Source organism: Pontibacter mangrovi, from assembly GCF_006385705.1.
Lineage (GTDB): Bacteria > Bacteroidota > Bacteroidia > Cytophagales > Hymenobacteraceae > Pontibacter > Pontibacter mangrovi.
This window is the reverse complement of the sequence record NZ_VFRQ01000011.1, coordinates 121,206-140,292: the sequence shown is the minus strand read 5'-3', so window position 1 is coordinate 140,292 and position 19,087 is coordinate 121,206. Positions and strand designations below refer to the sequence as shown.

The window sequence follows — 19,087 nt, the reverse complement described above, 5'->3', positions numbered from 1 at the left end:
CGTGAAGGTTGGATAATAGGAGCCGTGTAAGGCGAGAGTCTTACGCACGGTTCTGTGAGGGCGTAAGGGGGAGGTTCCCTTGCGCTACTCGACGGAGAGCCTCACCGTGAGCAATTTTGCTCACGGCAGGCTACTCGATTGGGGCGGTTTATCTTTTTCTTTGTGCACTCTCTTTTTAAAAACGGAAGTATATCATTAAGACCTTTCCTACTAACCAGATTTGAACAGTTAAAAGAAGTGCAAGAACTGCTACTTTAAGAATTTTCTTGGATTTTCTCTCTTTATTTAATTCAGACCATTCAGAAGAAGTCCAGTAAACTAAGCTGCTGAACGAAGCTATTCCATAAACTGCCAGAAGAAATAAAATTAATGTAAATATAGCTTCAGGTAATAATAGTCTGTTGAAGCTTATACCTATGAAGAAAAAGGTAATAAATACTGAAATCACCACACTCCTGCCCAATTGAAGATATTCTTTTAAAATGTGAATCATATATTTATTCTTTACTTTAAATGCTCCCCAACTATTAGCTAATCCAAACCCTACTCTGTTTACCCCACTATTGGCGGAGCCTTAAAGATAAACTTAATTCATTCAAACCCACACTTTCTCTACAACTCCCTATCCACCAGCGCCAGCGTTTCCGGGTGCAAAGTATGGCCGCCCTCAAAAGTATAAACCTGCGGCTGGATGCGCAGTTGATGCATGAGCTGCTGCTTGCGCTGCAGGGCCTCGGGCGTGATAAACTCGTCCTGGGTGCCGTAGACCACGGCCACAGGCAGGTTGGCGAAAGCGGTTTTCCCGGTGGCAAAGTCGATGTCTTCGGGGAAGGAGGCGGCCCAGAGGATGAGCCGGTGCACAGGCACGTTTTGCGTAGCCAGCCAGCGGCTAACAGTAGCGCCGCCCTGCGAGAAGCCCAGTACTGTGATGCGCACCTCCTGCGGCAGTTGGCGCAATTGCTCCTGCAGTAGCAGGTTCAGGTAATTGGCCTGGTCGTCTATTTCGGAGAGGCGGTCTTCCTTGGTCATCCAGGTGGCGCCCACGCGGCCAGAGAACTTCTCCAGGTAAAACCGCGACAAGGCCTCCGGTGCCGCCACCAGCGTCTGCCCGTTATCCAGCACAGCGAAGTGCCGCAGAAAGAAGCGCGCCAATTGCCCGTAGCCGTGGCACACAATCCAGAGGTCGGTTATACTTTCGGAGGGCGTGCCCAAGGTATAGTAGCGGGCGGTGCGGGGCACGGTAAGGCTGTGTTCGGTCATGATGAAAGGTAGTGTATTTTATACTTCAGCTACCCTTGGATTGAGAACGAAGTATAAAGCATATCTAGCAGCACACCTGTAAATTACAAATTCCACTAGCAAATAGGTTAGAAAGCTGTGGTAAGCCCAAGCTTTTTAACCTTCTAACTCCAAAGACGCAAGGTATTGCGTCTCTACAACTCTCTAACTCCCAAACTCCCTACAGGTTGTCGGGCGTGAATTGGAAGGGCAGCAGGTCTGCTACAGAGTGGAAGCGGTAAAACTTGCCATTGGCAGCCTGCAGGAGTACCGGAATCGGCTCGTGCTGCTTGTACTCATACTCGGCCATTACCTGACGGCAGGCGCCGCAGGGCATGGCGGGCAGGAACTGCTGCTCCTGCCGGCGGCGGGCGGTTACAGCCAGCAGCTTTATTTTGGCATTGGGGTGATTGGCACTTAAGGCAAAAAGGGCGGTGCGCTCGGCGCATAACCCGGAGGGGTATGCCGCATTCTCCTGGTTGCTTCCCTTAAACAGGGTGCCATCCTCCAGCAGTAGGGCAGCGCCCACCAAAAAGTTAGAATAAGGAGCGTAAGCGTCGTTTGCAGCCTCCTGAGCAAGTTGCATGGCCTTCTGCTCCTCCGGCGTCAGTTCCTGAGGCTCCAGCACATCCACGCTTATTTCAACATTCAGTTTACTTGCCATCCAGCATAAATAAGTTTAAAAATTAGAAAAGGGCTATAAATTTAATCTATTTATCTGATAAAACCATACTTAGTCTTGGGCATACACCAGGTAATTTCTAACTTATGGCAAAACCCGATAACCCACCTATGAAAAAGATCCTGCTACTGGGCGCCGGCCGCTCGGCCTCCTCGCTTATCCGATACCTGTTTGACCACGCCACCGCCGAAGACTGGCACATTACCATCGGCGATATTTCGGTAACGCACCTGGAGCCGATTGTAGGCCCCATTTCCTTTGCCGAAACCATCACCTTTAACGTGCACGATACAAAGCAGCGCGCGGCGGAGGTGGCCAAAGCAGACCTGGTGATCTCGCTGCTGCCGGCCGTTTTCCATATTGAGGTGGCGCGGGAGTGCCTGAAGCAGGAAAAGCACCTGATCACGGCCAGTTACGTGTCGCCGGAGTTTCTGGCGCTGCACGCCGAGGCGCAGAAGAAAAACCTGACGGTTATGATGGAGTCGGGGCTGGACCCGGGCATAGACCACATGTCGGCCATGCGCGTGATACGGAGCGTAAAAGATGCGGGCGGCAAGCTTACATCCTTCAAGTCATACACGGGCGGGCTGGTGGCACCGGAGTCGGACAACAACCCCTGGAACTACAAGTTTACCTGGAACCCGCGCAATGTGGTGCTGGCAGGGCAGGGCACGGCCAAGTATATCAAGCAAGGGCAGTACAAGTACATCCCGTACCACAAGCTGTTTCAGCGCACCGATGACTTTTACGTGGAGGGCTACGGCCACTTTGAGGGTTATGCCAACCGCGACTCCCTAAGCTACCGAGAGCCCTATGGCCTGCTCGACATCCCCACTATGCTGCGCGGCACCCTGCGCCGTAAAGGCTATTGCGAGGCATGGAACGTGTTTGTGCAGCTCGGCCTCACCGACGACAGTTATACCTTGGACGGATCGGAGCGCATGAGCTACCGCACGTTTGTAGAGTCCTTTTTGCCGCCTGCCGCTTTTCCGGAGCAAAGTATGGCCGAGCGCCTGAGTTTATACTTGGGTTTGCCTGTGGATGGCGAGGTGATGCGAAAGCTGGAATGGCTGGGCCTGTTTGAAGAGACGCCTGTTGGGCTAGAGGGAGCCACGCCGGCACAAATCCTGGAAAAGATACTGAAAGAAAAGCTGAGCCTGGCGCCCGGCGACAAAGACATGATCGTGATGCAGCACCAGTTTGGGTATGAGCTGGGCGGCGAGCAGCGCGAAATAACCTCTACCTTGGTCGTGCTCGGCGAAGACGAGGTGCAGACGGCCATGGCCAAAACAGTGGGCTTGCCGGTGGGCATACTGGCCAGGCTGCTGCTGCAGGGCAAAATAACGCACCGCGGTGTGGTCATCCCGATTTACCCGGAGCTGTACGAGCCGGTGCTGGCCGAGCTGGAGGACTACGGCATCCGGTTTGAGGAGACGGAGCGGGTACTTTAACAGCGTTAACCCTATGCTAAGCGAGACACAGAAGCGGCAAATAATTGAAAGCTACATCAACGCCTATAACTCCTTTGATGTGGCAGGTATGGTGCAGCACCTGCACCCGGATATCGTTTTCGAGAACATTAGTGAAGGCGTAACAAACCATAAGATCCTGGGCATTTCCGGGTTCAGGCACCAGGCAGAGCAGGCGGCGTCATACTTTCGGGAGCGGGAGCAGCGGGTAAAAAGTATAAACGTTGAAGATGATGTGGCCGAAGTGGAGCTTGACTACAGCGGTGTAGTGGCGGTAGACCTGCCAAACGGCTTGATGGCCGGCGAAACGATCAGTATGGAAGGAAAGTCTGTTTTTTACTTCGAAGGTGACAAGATCATTAAGCTGCAGGACATCAGCTAGAAAAACCTCGCAGTATCCGAACTTGTCCCGAAGCGTTTCGGGAGGTCCTGCGAGCGTCTGAGACTAAAAAGCCAGGTAATACGGCTGCAGTAAATCGGTAAACTCAGAAGTATAAGTTACTTTGTCCTCCTCCCGGATGTAGAAATCCTTCGTTACAGGAGCTGCAGCAGGCGCAAAAGTATAGGTTTGGATATGGCGGATGCACTTGCCGCCGTAGTACGTATACACCTGCAGCACCTCCTGCAAGTATAAATCGGAGGCTTTGGACAGCTTGGCAAAGTATAAAGCCTCGGCGGGCGGCAACAGCAGGTATAATTTTCCGTGCTCCGTCAGGTGCTGCTGTGCAAAGTATAAAATATCCTCAAAAAGAAGCTCCCCGGCGTGCTTGGCCGTATTCTTCGCCGCGTCCGGCGATTTGAGCGAGCTCAGGAAAAAGGGCGGGTTGGAAAGTATAAGATCATACTTCGGGCGCTGCTGTTTGGCAAACCCCTGCAGGCTGTGCGGGTGCAGGTGCAACCGGCTAGCCCAGGGACTGGCCGAGAAGTTTTCCTGCGCTTGCCACTGCGCTTCCTGGTTAATTTCCACGGCATCTATACTTGCCCCGCTGCGCTGCGCCACCATCAGCGAGAGCAGCCCCGTGCCGGTGCCGATGTCCAGTATCCGCTGCGCCTCCCCAACCTCCACATACGCCCCAAACACGCAGGAGTCGGTGCATACTTTCATGGCGCACCTGTCCTGCTCCACCCGGAACTGTTTGAACTGGAAGTAGGTGTTGGGCATGGGAGGTTAATTTTGAATGAGTGGATGAGTGACTCAGGCTGCGATTAATCCACCCCTGCAATGCATTTGTAGATAACAACTTAGGTTAATTAATCCAATAACTTCTGGAAGATCTGAATGTATGCGGTAGCGCTCATTTCCCTAAACTAAGGATGCTATTCGTTAAGATGTGTCAGTTTCTGAATGCTGCCTAGAATGACACTTACTCATTAAACATCAGCTCGGCTGATAGGCGCCGGACTCAAATCCCTGGTCCACGAGGAGGTTAGGGGAGAGGGCGCTGTTCACGGCCAGCACATCGCAGCGTTCGTTTTCGGGGTGGCCGGCGTGGCCGCGTACCCACACAAACTTTACCTTGTGCTTGGGGTATATGCGCAGGAAGCGGCTCCAGAGGTCGGAGTTGGCTTTGCCTTTAAAGCCTTTCTTTTGCCAGCCAAACACCCAGCCTTTCTCCACGGCGTCCACAACGTATTTAGAGTCGGAGTAAACGGTAACGGGCATGCCCGGCTTGGTAATCGCCTCCAGCCCCTTGATCACGGCCAGCAGCTCCATGCGGTTGTTCGTGGTCTTCCGGAAGCCCTCTGTCAACTCCTTCTCATGCTGCTTCCAGCGCAAAATAGCGCCGTAGCCACCCGGTCCCGGGTTCCCGCGCGAGGCTCCGTCTGTATAAAGTTCGATCATAGTATAAATGGTGAATGAGCGACTGAGTGAATGAGCGAATGTTTAGAGATTCACACATTCACTCTATCACTCATTCAAAATTAAAGATTCGTTTTAAAGAGTTTTATGGCGATGGCCAGTAGGATGATGCCGAACACTTTGCGCAGCACGTTGGCGCCGTCTTTGCCCAGTTTGCGCTCAATCCAGCTGCTGGCCTTCAACACGATGTACACGAAGATCAGGTTGAGCACGATGCCTACCAGCACGTTGGGCAGCGAGTAGGCGGCGCGCAGCGAGAGCAGCGTGGTCATGGTGCCGGCCCCCACAATAAGCGGGAACGCCAGCGGCACAATGGAGCCGCTTTTCGTTTCCGGGTCGGTGTGGAAGAAGTCTTTGCCCAGGATCATCTCCAGGCCGATCAGGAAAATAATGATGGCACCGGCCATGGCAAACGACTCGAAATCGATGCCGAAGAGGCTCAGGATGGACTGCCCCAGGAACAGGAATGCGATCATCAGGATACCCGAAATAATTGTGGCCTTCTCCGACTCTATCTTTCCCTCGCGCTTGCGCAGGTCCAGAATGATCGGGATAGAGCCGATGATGTCTATCACGGCAAACAGCGTGAGCGTAACCGATGCGATCTCTTTGATGCTAAACACAGTGAGTTAGAAATTTAAAAAGTTAGAGAGTTAAAAAGTTAATTATGGTTCAGAAGCCTGCACTTGGTTAATACAAAGGAACTCCTAAACTCTCTAACTCCCAAACTCTTTAACCCCGATCAGGCGTAATAGTGCAGGAAAAAGCGCTTCAGCTCCTCGTACTCCTCATCCAGTATGGCCGGAAAATTGGCGATGCGGAACGTGTTGCGGGCCCAGGGGCCGTAGCCGTTGCCCAGGCGGATGTTGTGGTGCAGCGCGCGTTTCTTGGCGTCCTCCACCAGCTTCTCGTTGCCTGCAAGTGTGATCACCGTTTTAGAGCGCACCTCCTCGTTCTCTACCAGCGGCCTGAAATCGGCGAACTGCTCAAAGAAAGTATACAGGTCCTGCGCACGGTCAGTCAGGTCCTGCTCTATGCCTTTAATAAAGGGACGGTCTTCCAGCATGCGCTTGAGCAGGTAAATGTTCAGTTCGTTAGGCGTATGGGTGGTCTGGTAGTTCAGCATTTTCTCATACATCGGCACCAGGCTGTTGTAGTGGCTGCGCTCGGCCATTTTCTTCGCCCTAAAAATGGCGCGCGGCGAGCAGGCCATCACCGCCAGCCCCGGCGGCAGGCCAAAGCATTTCTGCACCGAGGCAAACCAGATATCCGCCTTGATCAGCTTCAGGTTCAGTCCGGCCATCGAGGAGGTCGCGTCCACGGCGGTCAGGGTGTCGCGGAAGCGGTTGTGCAGGTTCAGTATGGTGGTAGGGCCCACCTGGGTGCCGTTGGAGGTCTCGTTCTGCGTAAAGCAGATCAGCTCGGTGTCGGGGCTGATGTGCAGGTCGCTCACCGGCATCGGCTCGTTTAAGTCGAACTGAAAGCCCTCTGCCTGCGGCCGCAGCTTTTTGGCGTACTCAAACCACTTCTCCCCAAAAGAGCCGTTGTAGATGTGGTAGCTTTTGTGCCTGGTCAGGCTCTGGATCAGGATTTCCCAGCACTCGGTGGCCGAGGAGGCGAAGAAAATGTAGTAATCCTGTGGGATGTTGAGCTTACGCTTGATAGAGTTTACCACCGCCCGCGACATCTGCACAAACTGCTCACCCCGATGCGGCGTGTTCATGATCCCTTCATCGTACGCATCTACCAGGTAGGTCCGTACTTCAGGGTATACTTTGGAGGGGCCGGGATAGAAGTTGAGCATGGGCAGTGGGTTTATATAGTTTTTATACTATATTATAAGAATTGTATTTAACGAACCTATAACGGCGCAGGTTGCAGATTTTATACAGTAAAGCCGATCTGTTTTGGCTTTAGCCGCTCAAAATACTGCAGGGCAAGCCGGTAGCTCTCCAGTCCAAGGCCGCTGATGCTGCCCTTGCAGTAAGGGGCGATCATGCTTTTCTGCCGCCAGGCCTCGCGGGCGTATACATTGGTGATGTGCACCTCCACTACCGGCGCCTCAATGGCCTTTATCGCATCCGAAAGGGCCACCGACGTATGGGTATAGGCACCGGCGTTGAACACGATGCCTTTGTAGGTGAAGCCCACCTCGTGCAGCTTGTCAATCAGCACGCCCTCGGTGTTCGACTGGAAGTAAGACAGCTCCAACGCCGGAAATGCCTCCTTCAGCTCCTCAAAATAATCTTCGAACGAGCGGGTGCCATACACCGACTTCTCGCGCACACCTAACAGGTTCAGGTTCGGGCCGTTCAGGATGAGTATTTTCATAGTTTAAAGTAAACAAATTTCCAAAGCTACAAAGGTAAGGATTAACTATCTTTGCTTAATAAAAATTGTTTAATTGTTGGATCAGGATTAAAAAGGAGGGGAGGGATATACAGGGTTTTCTTCCATATGGATTTTATACCTTAAGTTTTCAACCTCTACCTTTATTCATACATTCAAGATTCTCTAATTCCCAAACTCTTAAACGCTCTAACTAAAGACGCAACGTATGGCGTCTCTACAACCTTCTAACTTTCTAACTCCCAATCGTGAACTGGCGCATCTGTTTAAAGCAATTTGAGGAATACCTGAAACTGGAGAAGTCGCTCTCGCGGCACTCGGTGGAGGCGTATGGGCGCGATGTGCGCAAATTGGTTGATTTCCTGGATGCGCAGGGGCTGCAGGTATCCCCTGAAAACATAACGCCGGCCATCCTGCGCGATTTCCTGGAGTGGATAAACGAGCTGGGCATGACACCGCACTCGCAGGCCCGCACCCTGTCCGGCATCCGGGCTTTTTACAAGTTCCTCATCATGGAGGACATGATGCAGACCGACCCCACCGAGACCATAGAGGCCCCAAAACTCAGCCGCAAACTGCCCGACACCCTCGACTTCCATGAGATAGAGCAGCTGCTGTCCGCCATCGACCTGTCTACGCCCGAGGGTACCCGCAACCGCGCTATGCTGGAGACGCTCTACAGCTCCGGCCTGCGCGTATCCGAGCTGCTGGACCTGCGCATCAGTAATTTGTATGCCGATGCCGGTTTTTTGAAAATTGCCGGCAAGGGGGAGAAGGAGCGCCTGGTGCCGATCGGCCGCGACGCGCTGAAGCATATCCAGCTGTACCGCGAGGGCATCCGCTGCCACCTCAACATCAAAAAAGGGCACGAGGATATCCTGTTCCTCAACCGCCGTGGCGCCAAAATGACGCGCGTCATGGTCTTCACCATCATTAAGGATTTGGCTGCCAAAGCCGGAATACAGAAAACGGTGAGCCCCCATACCTTCAGGCATTCCTTTGCCACGCACCTGATAGAGGGCGGTGCCGACCTGCGGGCGGTGCAGGAAATGCTTGGCCACGAGTCCATCACCACCACCGAAATTTATACTCACCTGGACCGCGATTACCTGAAGCAGGTGATCAAAGACTTCCACCCGAGAAGCTGATTTTGCGTTAAATAAGCTTAAAGCTCGTACTGCCATGGAAGAACCACACGGAAAAAGCGGCTCAGGATTGTTCAGCAAAGAGTTTCTGCCCGAGTTTGTGTACGGCGGTATCGATGGGGCTATCACCACGTTTGCCGTAGTGGCAGGCGCTACGGGCGCTAACTTGGATATTCCGGTGGTCATCATACTTGGTTTCGCCAACCTGATCGCCGATGGCTTCTCCATGTCTGTCGGTAACTTTTTCTCTACCAAGGCCAGCCACGATACCTATGAGCGGCACAAAGCCACTGAGCACTGGGAAATTGAGAACCTGCGAGAGACGGAGGTAGAGGAGATCCGGGAGATTTACCGTAAGAAGGGCTTTGAGGGGGCGCTGCTGGAGCAGGTGGTGCAGGTGATCACCTCCAACAAAGAAGTATGGGTGGATACCATGATGAAGGAAGAACTGGAGATGGCCAAAGACCAGACATCCGCTTATCAAACGGCAGGTATGACGTTCATCTCTTTCCTGCTGATCGGGTTTATACCTTTAGTTGCCTACGTTTTTGCCCTCATCTTTAAGACCAGCACCGAAAACCTCTTTATCTACTCCTGTATCCTGACCGGCGTGGCCATGTGCATCATCGGCACGCTGAAGAGCATCGTGAACAACAAGAACATGCTGCAGGGCATCGCCGAAACCTTGTTTTTGGGAGGGGTGGCCGCCGTGCTGTCTTACTATGTGGGGGCGGTGCTGGAGGGCTTGTTCCGGTAAGCGTTTCCTGTTTCTAAACTTGTTCCTACCCACGGCAGCGTGTATCGCAGCCTTGCCTATAAATTTTTACAGATGAAGTATTTTTTAAATATGTAACATGTTATATATTTAGGTTGAAAAATCTGCAACTCTAAAAAACAAGTTATGGAACAAACTTCTACTGTACTGGAAACGCCTGTTTCCGCACCAACGCTTTCTTTCAAAGGAAAAGGCTCTGAGCTTTTCGGCATCCAAATCGTGAACATCGCCTTGATGCTCGTGACCCTGGGCCTGTACTACCCTTGGGCAAAAGCCAAAAACCTGCAGTACATCTACCGCAAAACCGAGCTGGCCGGCAGTCCCTTCACCTTCCACGGCACCGGCAAAGAGATGTTCATCGGCTTTATAAAGGGTATGGGCATTTTTATAGCGCTTTACGGTGTGTTAATTTATGGCTCTTTACATATTGAAACGGATCCAGGTTTATACTTTATCTGCCTGGGTATTTTCTTTGCCGGGTTATCGGCCTTGGTGCCATTGGCCATACATGGCATGATGCGTTACCGTACTTCCCGCACCAGCTGGCGCGGCATACACATGGGCTACCGTGGCACGTTGGGTGCTATGTACAAGGTATTCCTCAAAAACCTGTTCTTCACGGTTATCACACTCGGCTTCTACACGCCTTGGTTCACGGCCAATTTGCGCAAAGAGATTTTCGGGCACCTGCGCTTTGGCAATGCCCGATTCAGCTACGAAGGAGAAGGTACCGAACTTTTCATGATCAACATAAAAGGTTATTTCCTGAGCATATTTACATTAGGTATCTATTCTTTCTGGTGGGCGAAAGACCTGATCAAATTTTATATAGACAACATTCTGATAGAGCAGGACGGAAAGTATAGCCGCCTCGACTCTTCCCTTACCGGCATGCAGTACCTGAAGCTGGCGCTTGGCAACATGTTCATCATGGTGTTTACGCTGGGCCTGGGCTACTCGTGGGTTGTTACGCGTACTTTAGCTGTGCTAATAAACAACTGCGAGATTATTGGGGAGTTTAACCCGGATGCACTGGCACAAACAGAAGAAGAGTATAAAAACGCTACGTTTGAAGACATGGCCGACATGATGGATATCGGTATCATCTAACTATGTTTGAAGGAAAATACTATAACGGGCGTACCTCTAAGGGTATGCCCGCTTTCATTATACTGGAGCCCCACTACATCCGCATAAATTGGCAAACAGACAGTGATAACGGCACTGAGGTCTGGCATCTTTCAGAGATGCACAAAACAGAATTTAACGATGCCACTACCGTGCTGGAGTATGGCACTTTCCCGCGCCAAAGTATAGCTGTTTTTGAACAGGGCTTTCAGCAGGCGCTGGAGCATAAGTATAAAGGAGCCACTTTCCTGAAGTCGGGTTACAGCTCGTTTGCGAAAACGGGTGTAAAAGGCTTGTTGATAGGCGGATTAGGCCTGTTGTTGGTGGCGGTAGCGCTGTTTTTCTGGGGCGTGCCGGCGCTGGCCGAACAAGTGGCCGCCCATTTCCCGAAGGAGTATGAGCATGCGATGGGCGAGAAGCTGTACGAGCAGATGCTGGAAGGCTATACCGTGGACTCCGCTAAAACTGTGGCGCTGCAAAAGTATCTGGACGCCTTGGAGGTAAAGTCTGATTTTCCGATACGGGCCACGGTGGTGGAGAACGAGGCGGTGAACGCCTTTGCCATGCCGGGCGGATTTATACTTGTGCACGATGCTTTGCTGGATAAAATGGAGCACCATGAGGAACTGGCCGGTCTGCTGGGCCACGAGATCGGGCACGTGCAGATGCGGCACTCCACCAAAGCCATGGCGCGCAGCCTCTCGCACTACATGCTGCTCTCGGTGCTGTTTGGCGATGTGAGCGGTGTTGCTGCTGTGATAGTAGACAATGCCTCCTCGATGTACAGCCTGGAGTATAGCCGCAAGGCCGAAACAGCATCTGACAAGGCAGGCCTGGCGCTGCTAGCCCAGAACAACCTGAACCCTAAGGGCATGGTATGGCTGATGGAGCGCCTGAACTCGAACGAGCCGGAGTTCCTGAAATTCATCAGTACCCACCCCCGCACCGCAGATAGAATCGATGAACTGAACATGCTGATAGAGGAGAGCAAGTATAAAACAGCTCCGAACCCAGCCCTGGAAACTGCCTGGGAAGAGCTGAAGGGGGAGTAGCTTAGAAAACCGGATAGACCTCGCAGTGTGCGTAGCTCCTGCGAGCGTCTTGCAGCAGTAAATCAAATGAAAAATAGAAAATCCTATCAAGAAGAGGTAGATAGGCTATTTAAAGCCATTGATCTCTCCATTGAGGCATACACCAAATATCTACCAGAGGGCTGGACAGGTGGGGTGTTGAAAATGGTGATATCAAACTTAGAAGATCAAAAGAAAAGAATACTTGGAGCAGAAAAGAAATTCAGGACAATTGCTTCGCTTAAGTATGAGATAGAAGCCGTTTTTACCTACTTTCAGGAGGCAAGTGGGGAAGCGGTTGAATATTTCTGGAAAAGAATTAATGAGGAAGGCTTGGCCTATGAAAGAGAAAATAAGCTCGAGAAGATATTAAAAAGAGGAAAGATTAGAGGCCGAATAGAGTATGATTATGTAAATGATATCATTGTAGTTGCAGAACAAACTGGGTTGACTACAATAGATGAAACAAGGCAGCTAAGCCAAATGCTTGGAGAATATGAAGCAAAAAAGAAAAAATAACTTTAAGTAAATAAGTTAAGCCTTTCTGTTCAGCTGTGCCTTACCTATTAACTGCACTCGCGGGTCTGGCAGACACCGCGAGGTCGTAAGTAAAAAATCCGCTTCACCCCACAATCATTAAATCCTAATCCTATCTTTGCAGGCAAGTATAACCTAACCCGATACGCCGTGTACAAAAGCCTGTTGCGCCCGCTGCTGTTCCAGCTCGACCCCGAGAAAGTGCATTACCTGACCACCGACGCTCTGCGTGCTTCCATGAAGCTGCCTTTTGCCAAAAGCATCACAGAAAGTATGTTTAAGGTGGAGGACCCGCGGCTGGAGCGCGAGCTGTTTGGCCTCAAATTCCCGAACCCGGTGGGGCTGGCCGCAGGCTTTGACAAGGACGCCAAACTGGTGGACGAACTGGCGGAGCTGGGCTTTGGCTTTGTGGAGATCGGTACGCTGACGCCGAAGCCGCAGCCGGGTAACGAGAAGCCGCGCCTGTTCCGTTTGCCGCAGGACCAGGCCATCATCAACCGCATGGGCTTCAACAACGAGGGCGTGGATGCCGCCGTTCGGAGGCTGGAGAAGCGCAAGAGCAACATCATTGTAGGCGGCAACATCGGCAAGAATAAGGTGACGCCGAACGAGGAGGCCTTAAACGACTATTTATACTGCTTCCGGGCGCTGTTCCATGTGGTAGACTACTTTGTAGTGAACGTGAGCTCGCCGAATACGCCGGATTTGCGCGCCTTGCAGGACAAGGAGCCGCTGCAAAAGCTGCTAGTATCGCTGCAGGAGGAGAACCAGAAAATGGGTACGCCCAAGCCGCTGCTGCTCAAAATCGCCCCGGACCTGAACCTGGACCAGCTCAACGACATCATCGAGATTGCACAGGAAGCCAAACTGAGCGGCATCATCGCCACGAACACCACTGTTAGCCGTGCCGGGCTGCACACGCCGGAGGCGCGGGTGCAGGAGATAGGCATGGGCGGCCTGAGCGGAAAACCCCTGACGATACACTCCACACAAATAATACAGCACCTACGTACCTACCTGCCGCCTGAAATTCGTTTGATCGGCGTGGGCGGCATTATGACGGCGCAAGACGCGGTGGATAAAATGAACGCCGGCGCCGACCTGGTGCAGCTTTACACCGGCTTCATCTACGAGGGGCCTTCGTTGATAAGCCAAATCAATAAAAAATTACGCTCCAGATAAGCCAGATTCGGGTGCAAAGGCTAAGGCATTGCCACGAAAAAGTGTAAATTTGGGATTATAACGATAGCTGAGGGTATGGCCAAGAACACTTACAGAGACGACACGCTGAAAGCAGGGCGGAAGAATGAGGTGCGTGGTAAGAATGAGCCACGTGGGGCAAATGTGCCGAAGGGGCAGAAGCCAAAGAAAGAAAAGAAAAAATGGTCGTTCCGGATTCCAACACCCCGGATTAATCTAAGAATCGGGTTTCTGCACGACCGCCGGTTCAAACTGACGGTGGGCTTCACGTTCCTCCTTTTTTCTTTTTTCCTGACCATCGCCTTTGTATCCTACCTGTTCACGGGCAACGCCGACCAGAGCGTGGTGGAAACCGTGAGCGGCACCGGCCTGAAAGAGTCGGGGCAGGAGGCGGAGAACTGGCTGGGGCTGTTTGGGGCCTGGCTGTCGCACTTCTTTATTAACGACCTGGTGGGCATCGGGGCCTTCTTCTTTATACCTGTGCTATTCTTCACGGGGTCTAAGATCGTGTTTAAAAAGGTAAATGTTTCGCTGAGCTATGTGCTGGGGCTGTGCAGCTTCTGTATGCTGTGGCTGAGCCTGGCGATGGGCTATATTATGTTCTCTGCAGATCTTATTGGCCCATACGGTTTTCTGGGTGGCGCCGTGGGCGTGGATTCGGCCATCTGGCTGAACAGCCTGATCGGGTGGGGCTCCTGGCTGCTGCTGGGCTTCCTGCTGCTGGTGTTCGTGGTGAGCTATTTTAACATCACAAGTATAAACTGGGGCGCTGCCAAACCTGCTACCCTTGCCACCGAAACTGCGGGCGATGAAAGGAACTACGCCGAGAGCCTGGGCGACGTGCTGGGCGCCAAAACAAACAGCATCAACCACAACGCGGATCCTACGGCCTCTCTGGAGTATGAAGAAGAGGAACAAGTACCGTTTGACGAGGACGACGAGGAAATAAACCGGGCGCTGGAAATGGAGCTAAGCTCGCTGCAGCAACAGAAAAAGGCCGATCCGCCTGCTCCTCCAAAGAATGATTCCCCGTCGCTGGAGCTGGATATCAATCTGCCGGAGGAGCTGGAACTGGACGATGCCGTGGAAGACGATGAACCGGAAATGGCGCTGCACATAGAGGAGACGCCGGAGGAGGAAACCATCATCGGGGATATGGAAAACTATGACCCGACGCTGGACTTGGCCCGCTACCAATACCCGAACATCGAACTGCTCAACGACTATGGCGCCAATAAAATCCAGGTAACCAAAGAGGAGCTGGAAGCCAACAAAGATAAGATCGTGGAGACGCTGGCCAACTACAACATCAGCATCGCCAGCATCAAAGCCACCATCGGCCCTACCGTTACGCTCTATGAGATTGTGCCGGACGCCGGGGTGCGTATCTCCAAGATCAAAAACCTGGAGGACGACATCGCCCTGAGCCTGGCGGCCCTGGGTATCCGTATCATCGCCCCGATTCCGGGTAAGGGTACCATCGGTATCGAGGTGCCGAACACGAAAAAAGAGATGGTTTCGATTCGCTCTATACTTTCCACAGAGAAGTTCATGAAGAGCGACATGGACCTGCCGATCGCCTTCGGTAAGACCATTACTAACGAAGTATTTGTGACGGACCTGGCTAAAATGCCGCACCTGCTCATGGCGGGTGCCACGGGGCAGGGTAAGTCGGTTGGCCTGAACACCATCCTGACCTCATTGCTCTACAAACGCCACCCGTCGCAGCTTAAATTTGTGCTCGTGGACCCGAAGAAGGTGGAACTCTCGCTTTTCAACAAGATCGAGCGCCACTTCCTGGCCAAGCTGCCGGATAGCGAGGAGGCCATCATCACCGACACCAAAAAGGTAGTGAATACGCTCAACTCGCTGTGTATGGAAATGGACATGCGCTACGATTTGCTGAAGGATGCCGGTTGCCGCAACCTGAAGGAGTATAACCGCAAGTTTGTGGAGCGCAAGCTGAACCCGCAGAAGGGCCACCGCTTTATGCCCTACATCGTGCTGGTGATTGACGAGCTCGCCGACCTGATGATGACCGCCGGTAAAGAGGTGGAGACACCGATTGCCCGTCTGGCGCAGCTGGCCCGAGCCATTGGTATACACCTGGTGGTAGCCACGCAACGTCCGTCGGTAAACGTGATCACGGGTATCATCAAGGCCAACTTTCCAGCGCGTATCTCCTTTAAAGTGACTTCCAAGATTGACTCCAGAACTATCTTGGATGCCGGTGGTGCCGACCAACTGATCGGCCAGGGGGATATGCTCTTCTCCATCGGTTCGGATATGATCCGTATCCAGTGTGCCTTTGTGGATACGCCGGAAGTGGACCGTATCTGCGACCACATCGGCGAGCAGCAGGGCTACAGCGATGCCTATCTGTTGCCAGAGTTTGTGGGCGATGAAGGCGGAAACGATAAAGCTGATTTCGACCCGAGTAACCGCGATCCGTTGTTTGAGGAGGCTGCCCGCGTAATTGTGCAGCACCAGCAGGGAAGTACCTCGCTGCTGCAGCGCCGCCTGAAGCTGGGCTACAACCGCGCCGGCCGCCTGATAGACCAACTGGAGAGCGCTGGAGTGGTAGGTCCGTTTGAGGGAAGCAAGGCCCGCGAAGTTTTAATTCCGGATGAGTACAGTTTGGAACAGTTATTGAACACACTTGGATAGAAATCGAAACAAGTAAGTACTTTTACAAAGACATGAAGAAATTATTCTCTCTACTGCTGGTTGTGCTGATGTTTGTATCTGTGGCCGAGGCGCAGCAAGACCCCGAGGCGGCCAAAATTCTGAACACCATGAGCCAGAAGTACCGCTCCATGAAAGCTTTTAAAGCCGATTTTGCCCAGACCCTGGAGAACCCATCGGCCAAGGTGAAGGAAACCATGAACGGCAGCATTACCGTGAGCGGCGACAAGTATAGGCTGGGCGTGAGCGGCCAGGAAATCATCAGCGACGGCAAAACCATGTATACTTTCCTGAAGGATGTGAACGAGGTAACGATTACCGAAGCCGATGAAGAAGCCGAGGCGATGGCCCCGAGCAAGATCTTTGACATGTATAAGAAAGGCTACAAGTATGCCTACGCCGGCACCGAAACGCAGGGCGGCGTAAAGTATGATGTGGTGGAGCTTTCGCCGGAAGACCGTAAGAATCCGATCTACAAAGTGCGCCTCTATATCAGCCAGAAAGATAAGACGCTGAAGAGCTGGCAGATGTTCCGCAACAACGGCAACCGCTATACTTATACTATCAGCAACTTTCAGGCAAACCCAACGCTTGCCTCTGATGCCTTTACGTTTAACAAAGCCAAGTATAAAGGCGTGAGCGTGGTAGACTTAAGATAAACCCAACCAATTTATGATACTAAAAAAGGCTGCTCCTGTTTGGGGTAGCCTTTTTGCTTTTTATACTTAGGAGTCGTCATCTGGTGTCATAGAAGCATTTCTGCCGCGGGTTTTCAACTCGTGGTTTCCCATGATGCAATCTTGCGGCAGGAACAGATGGAGAATTATTTGTTGTCCCTTTCAAACGTGACTTTCCCATATTTACCCGCCAACTGCCTTCCCTTCATACCATCAGTTAATAAACCGCGAAATCAAGGCGCGGGTTGAAAGTGGTTACCACGTCCTCGTCCACACGCACCGGGTTAATGCCGCCTTGGCCGTCGGTGCTATTAGCGAAAAGCTTTCCGTCATTCAGGATGAACACGGAGTAGGTGCCAGGGCTAAGTTTGGCCTGATAAAATCCTTCTGCATCGCTCTCTACCGTTAACACAGGCAGGGCGTCAATTTTATAGTATACATGCTCAGTCTGCTCAGCCTCCTGCAGGGTAGTGTAGGGGTAGACAACCACCGTGCGCTTTACAGGATATTCTTTGCAGGTGCTGTTTGGCCCGATGATCGGCATGCAGTTGCCTTCTTTTAAGGTAAGCGTACCGGTAATACCCTGGGTGATGGTTATTTTTTGCTTGTTCTGTTGGGTAAGCTCTTCCGTGTTGTTCACCCACTGGCCAGGCACAGCTTCGTCAGCTTCTTTGCTGCACCCGCACACAAAGAATAAAGATAACGTGAGGCTAAGTATGGAAAGTGCTGTTTTCATGTCGTTTGCTATACTATAAGGACCCTTTTGCAGGAAGATAGGTTGCAATAACAGAAACAAACCCGAAAGTTTCGCCTGCTGCAGCAAATTCATACTTTTGTAGAAACCAACCATCCCCGCCTTAGCCATGACAAGAGAGCAGCTTTTCGAGCAGATTCTGAACAAGAAATCATACCTGTGCATCGGCCTCGACTCCGACCCGCTGAAGCTACCGCAGCACTTGCTGGACCTGGAGGACCCGGTGTTTGAGTTTAACCGCCAGATTATCGAGGCTACCGCCGATCTGTGCGTGGCCTACAAGCCTAATATTGCTTTTTATGAGGCGCAGGGGCCGCAGGGCTGGATCAGTTTGCAGCGCACGCTGGAGGTGATTCCGGAGAACATCTTTACCATTGCCGATGCCAAGCGCGGCGATATCGGCAATACCTCCGAACTCTACGCCCGCGCCTTTTTCGAGAACATGGATTTCGACTCCATTACGGTGGCCCCGTACATGGGCGCCGACTCCGTAAAGCCTTTCCTGAAACAAGATGGCAAGTGGGTGATTCTGCTGGCCCTCACCTCCAACGCTGGCAGCCAGGATTTCCAGATGCTGCGCCTGGAGGACGGCAACGAGGAATACCTGTTTGAGCAGGTGCTGAGAACCAGCCAGGACTGGGGCACACCTGATAACATGATGTACGTAGTGGGCGCCACACAGGCCGACTATGTGCAGCGCGTGCGCCAGCTCGTGCCGGATAGTTTCCTGCTGGTGCCGGGTGTGGGCGCGCAGGGCGGTAGCTTGGAGGAGATCTCCCGCATGGGCATGAACCGCCAGTGCGGTCTGCTGGTAAACTCAGCCCGCGCCATTATCTACGCCTCCTCGGGCTATGATTTTGCTGAAAGAGCGAGAGAAGCCGCCTTTGCCGTGCAGCGTGAGATGGAGGTGCTGCTAGAGGAGTTGCTGGTGGGGTAAGGATTGAGGCTTAATTTATATTTTAGTTGGGTTCCGTATATCTGTTGGATTTGGGGGTATAAATGGAGTAATTTCTTATACACTGTAGTTGTAGCACATTAGTAATCATGAATGGGAAAAAGTAAAAGCTCAACAATGTACTGGCTCTTCGGTGGAATCATACTTACTATCACAGGATTACTGGCTTTTACAAATCTTGAAGAATGGTATGTGATTAGTATCTTAGGCAGAACAGCAGGTTATCCATTTGGCGGAGAAGGACCAACGGCATACTACTATAAAACTCCAGAACTGTATGCTTTAGTTAGCTTAACCTGGGGACTGATATTTACTGGAACGTTTGCTTTTACCCTTGTGACTATCATCAAGAAAAAGAAAGAAAGAATGGTTGCTGCATTTGGAACAACAGTTTTTCTTTTGGCAGTTCTGTTCATTCACGGACTAATTGAATAAAGAATAACGTGCTACAACACAATGCATGCTCAACCTTTGCTACGCTTCAGGCTCAGCATGCACCCGTCCGTTATGGCCAATTTAAAA

At 52.0% G+C, this 19,087-nt stretch carries 21 protein-coding genes; 12 read left to right on the top strand and 9 right to left on the bottom strand.

The features are described from left to right. Positions 1 to 175 precede the first annotated feature (175 nt). The 3 genes from FJM65_RS17690 to cdd all read right to left on the bottom strand — a co-directional run bounded on the left by FJM65_RS17690 (position 176) and on the right by cdd (position 1,942). Positions 176 to 493, bottom strand: a complete 318-nt coding sequence (locus FJM65_RS17690) for a hypothetical protein (protein ID WP_140623155.1) — start codon at positions 491 to 493, stop codon at positions 176 to 178. A 119-nt stretch (positions 494 to 612) separates the two neighbouring features. Then, positions 613 to 1,260, bottom strand: coding sequence for an alpha/beta hydrolase (locus FJM65_RS17685; protein WP_140623153.1), 648 nt, complete (start codon positions 1,258 to 1,260; stop codon positions 613 to 615). A gap of 199 nt (positions 1,261 to 1,459) precedes the next feature. Beyond that, a complete protein-coding gene (gene cdd, locus FJM65_RS17680) occupies positions 1,460 to 1,942 on the bottom strand; it encodes a cytidine deaminase (RefSeq protein WP_140623151.1) in 483 nt (160 codons plus the stop codon). Between the two features lie 128 nt (positions 1,943 to 2,070). Between cdd and FJM65_RS17675 the strand changes: the two genes are divergently transcribed. Then, positions 2,071 to 3,411 carry a saccharopine dehydrogenase family protein gene (locus FJM65_RS17675; RefSeq protein ID WP_140623148.1) on the top strand — a complete coding sequence of 447 codons (1,341 nt, stop codon included), beginning with the start codon at positions 2,071 to 2,073 and terminating at the stop codon, positions 3,409 to 3,411. A gap of 13 nt (positions 3,412 to 3,424) precedes the next feature. Then, the gene (locus tag FJM65_RS17670) at positions 3,425 to 3,811 is read left to right on the top strand and encodes a nuclear transport factor 2 family protein (protein WP_140623146.1); all 387 of its coding nucleotides are present in this window, start codon (positions 3,425 to 3,427) and stop codon (positions 3,809 to 3,811) included. Positions 3,812 to 3,874: 63 nt separating this feature from the next. On the opposite strand, the gene FJM65_RS17665 is transcribed toward FJM65_RS17670, so the two are convergent. From FJM65_RS17665 to aroQ, 5 genes are all read right to left on the bottom strand, one after another. After that, a complete protein-coding gene (locus FJM65_RS17665; protein WP_140623144.1) occupies positions 3,875 to 4,591 on the bottom strand; it encodes a tRNA1(Val) (adenine(37)-N6)-methyltransferase in 717 nt (238 codons plus the stop codon). A gap of 216 nt (positions 4,592 to 4,807) precedes the next feature. Continuing rightward, positions 4,808 to 5,272, bottom strand: a complete 465-nt coding sequence (gene rnhA, locus FJM65_RS17660; protein WP_140623142.1) for a ribonuclease HI — start codon at positions 5,270 to 5,272, stop codon at positions 4,808 to 4,810. A gap of 80 nt (positions 5,273 to 5,352) precedes the next feature. Continuing rightward, positions 5,353 to 5,913, bottom strand: a complete 561-nt coding sequence (locus tag FJM65_RS17655) for a MarC family protein (RefSeq protein WP_140623140.1) — start codon at positions 5,911 to 5,913, stop codon at positions 5,353 to 5,355. A gap of 119 nt (positions 5,914 to 6,032) precedes the next feature. Continuing rightward, complete coding sequence (locus FJM65_RS17650; RefSeq protein WP_140623138.1) at positions 6,033 to 7,094, bottom strand: aminotransferase class V-fold PLP-dependent enzyme; 1,062 nt, start codon at positions 7,092 to 7,094, stop codon at positions 6,033 to 6,035. 80 nt (positions 7,095 to 7,174) lie between these two features. Continuing rightward, positions 7,175 to 7,621 (bottom strand): type II 3-dehydroquinate dehydratase, encoded by a 447-nt coding sequence (aroQ, locus tag FJM65_RS17645; protein WP_140623136.1) that lies wholly within the window; start codon positions 7,619 to 7,621, stop codon positions 7,175 to 7,177. 266 nt (positions 7,622 to 7,887) lie between these two features. Here aroQ and xerD point away from each other — a divergent pair, with 266 nt between their 5' ends. The 8 genes from xerD (at position 7,888) to FJM65_RS17605 (ending at position 16,838) form a co-directional block, all read left to right on the top strand. After that, positions 7,888 to 8,787: a site-specific tyrosine recombinase XerD gene (gene xerD / locus FJM65_RS17640; RefSeq protein ID WP_140623134.1), complete on the top strand. Its 900-nt coding sequence runs from the start codon at positions 7,888 to 7,890 to the stop codon at positions 8,785 to 8,787. A gap of 34 nt (positions 8,788 to 8,821) precedes the next feature. Next, positions 8,822 to 9,541 carry a VIT1/CCC1 transporter family protein gene (locus FJM65_RS17635; RefSeq protein ID WP_140623131.1) on the top strand — a complete coding sequence of 240 codons (720 nt, stop codon included), beginning with the start codon at positions 8,822 to 8,824 and terminating at the stop codon, positions 9,539 to 9,541. 144 nt (positions 9,542 to 9,685) lie between these two features. After that, positions 9,686 to 10,669 carry a YjgN family protein gene (locus tag FJM65_RS17630; RefSeq protein ID WP_140623129.1) on the top strand — a complete coding sequence of 328 codons (984 nt, stop codon included), beginning with the start codon at positions 9,686 to 9,688 and terminating at the stop codon, positions 10,667 to 10,669. A 2-nt stretch (positions 10,670 to 10,671) separates the two neighbouring features. After that, the gene (locus tag FJM65_RS17625; protein ID WP_140623126.1) at positions 10,672 to 11,739 is read left to right on the top strand and encodes a M48 family metallopeptidase; all 1,068 of its coding nucleotides are present in this window, start codon (positions 10,672 to 10,674) and stop codon (positions 11,737 to 11,739) included. 66 nt (positions 11,740 to 11,805) lie between these two features. Beyond that, positions 11,806 to 12,276 carry a hypothetical protein gene (locus tag FJM65_RS17620; RefSeq protein WP_140623124.1) on the top strand — a complete coding sequence of 157 codons (471 nt, stop codon included), beginning with the start codon at positions 11,806 to 11,808 and terminating at the stop codon, positions 12,274 to 12,276. 168 nt (positions 12,277 to 12,444) lie between these two features. Further along, a complete protein-coding gene (locus tag FJM65_RS17615) occupies positions 12,445 to 13,476 on the top strand; it encodes a quinone-dependent dihydroorotate dehydrogenase (protein WP_140623122.1) in 1,032 nt (343 codons plus the stop codon). Positions 13,477 to 13,551: 75 nt separating this feature from the next. Then, positions 13,552 to 16,161 carry an FtsK/SpoIIIE family DNA translocase gene (locus tag FJM65_RS17610; RefSeq protein WP_140623119.1) on the top strand — a complete coding sequence of 870 codons (2,610 nt, stop codon included), beginning with the start codon at positions 13,552 to 13,554 and terminating at the stop codon, positions 16,159 to 16,161. A gap of 32 nt (positions 16,162 to 16,193) precedes the next feature. Continuing rightward, the gene (locus FJM65_RS17605; protein WP_140623117.1) at positions 16,194 to 16,838 is read left to right on the top strand and encodes a LolA family protein; all 645 of its coding nucleotides are present in this window, start codon (positions 16,194 to 16,196) and stop codon (positions 16,836 to 16,838) included. Between the two features lie 235 nt (positions 16,839 to 17,073). On the opposite strand, the gene FJM65_RS17600 is transcribed toward FJM65_RS17605, so the two are convergent. Then, positions 17,074 to 17,592, bottom strand: coding sequence for a hypothetical protein (locus FJM65_RS17600; protein WP_140623115.1), 519 nt, complete (start codon positions 17,590 to 17,592; stop codon positions 17,074 to 17,076). 127 nt (positions 17,593 to 17,719) lie between these two features. Between FJM65_RS17600 and pyrF the strand changes: the two genes are divergently transcribed. Further along, a complete protein-coding gene (gene pyrF / locus FJM65_RS17595) occupies positions 17,720 to 18,547 on the top strand; it encodes an orotidine-5'-phosphate decarboxylase (RefSeq protein ID WP_140623113.1) in 828 nt (275 codons plus the stop codon). A gap of 111 nt (positions 18,548 to 18,658) precedes the next feature. After that, positions 18,659 to 19,000 carry a hypothetical protein gene (locus tag FJM65_RS17590; protein ID WP_140623111.1) on the top strand — a complete coding sequence of 114 codons (342 nt, stop codon included), beginning with the start codon at positions 18,659 to 18,661 and terminating at the stop codon, positions 18,998 to 19,000. Positions 19,001 to 19,087: the final 87 nt, after the last annotated feature.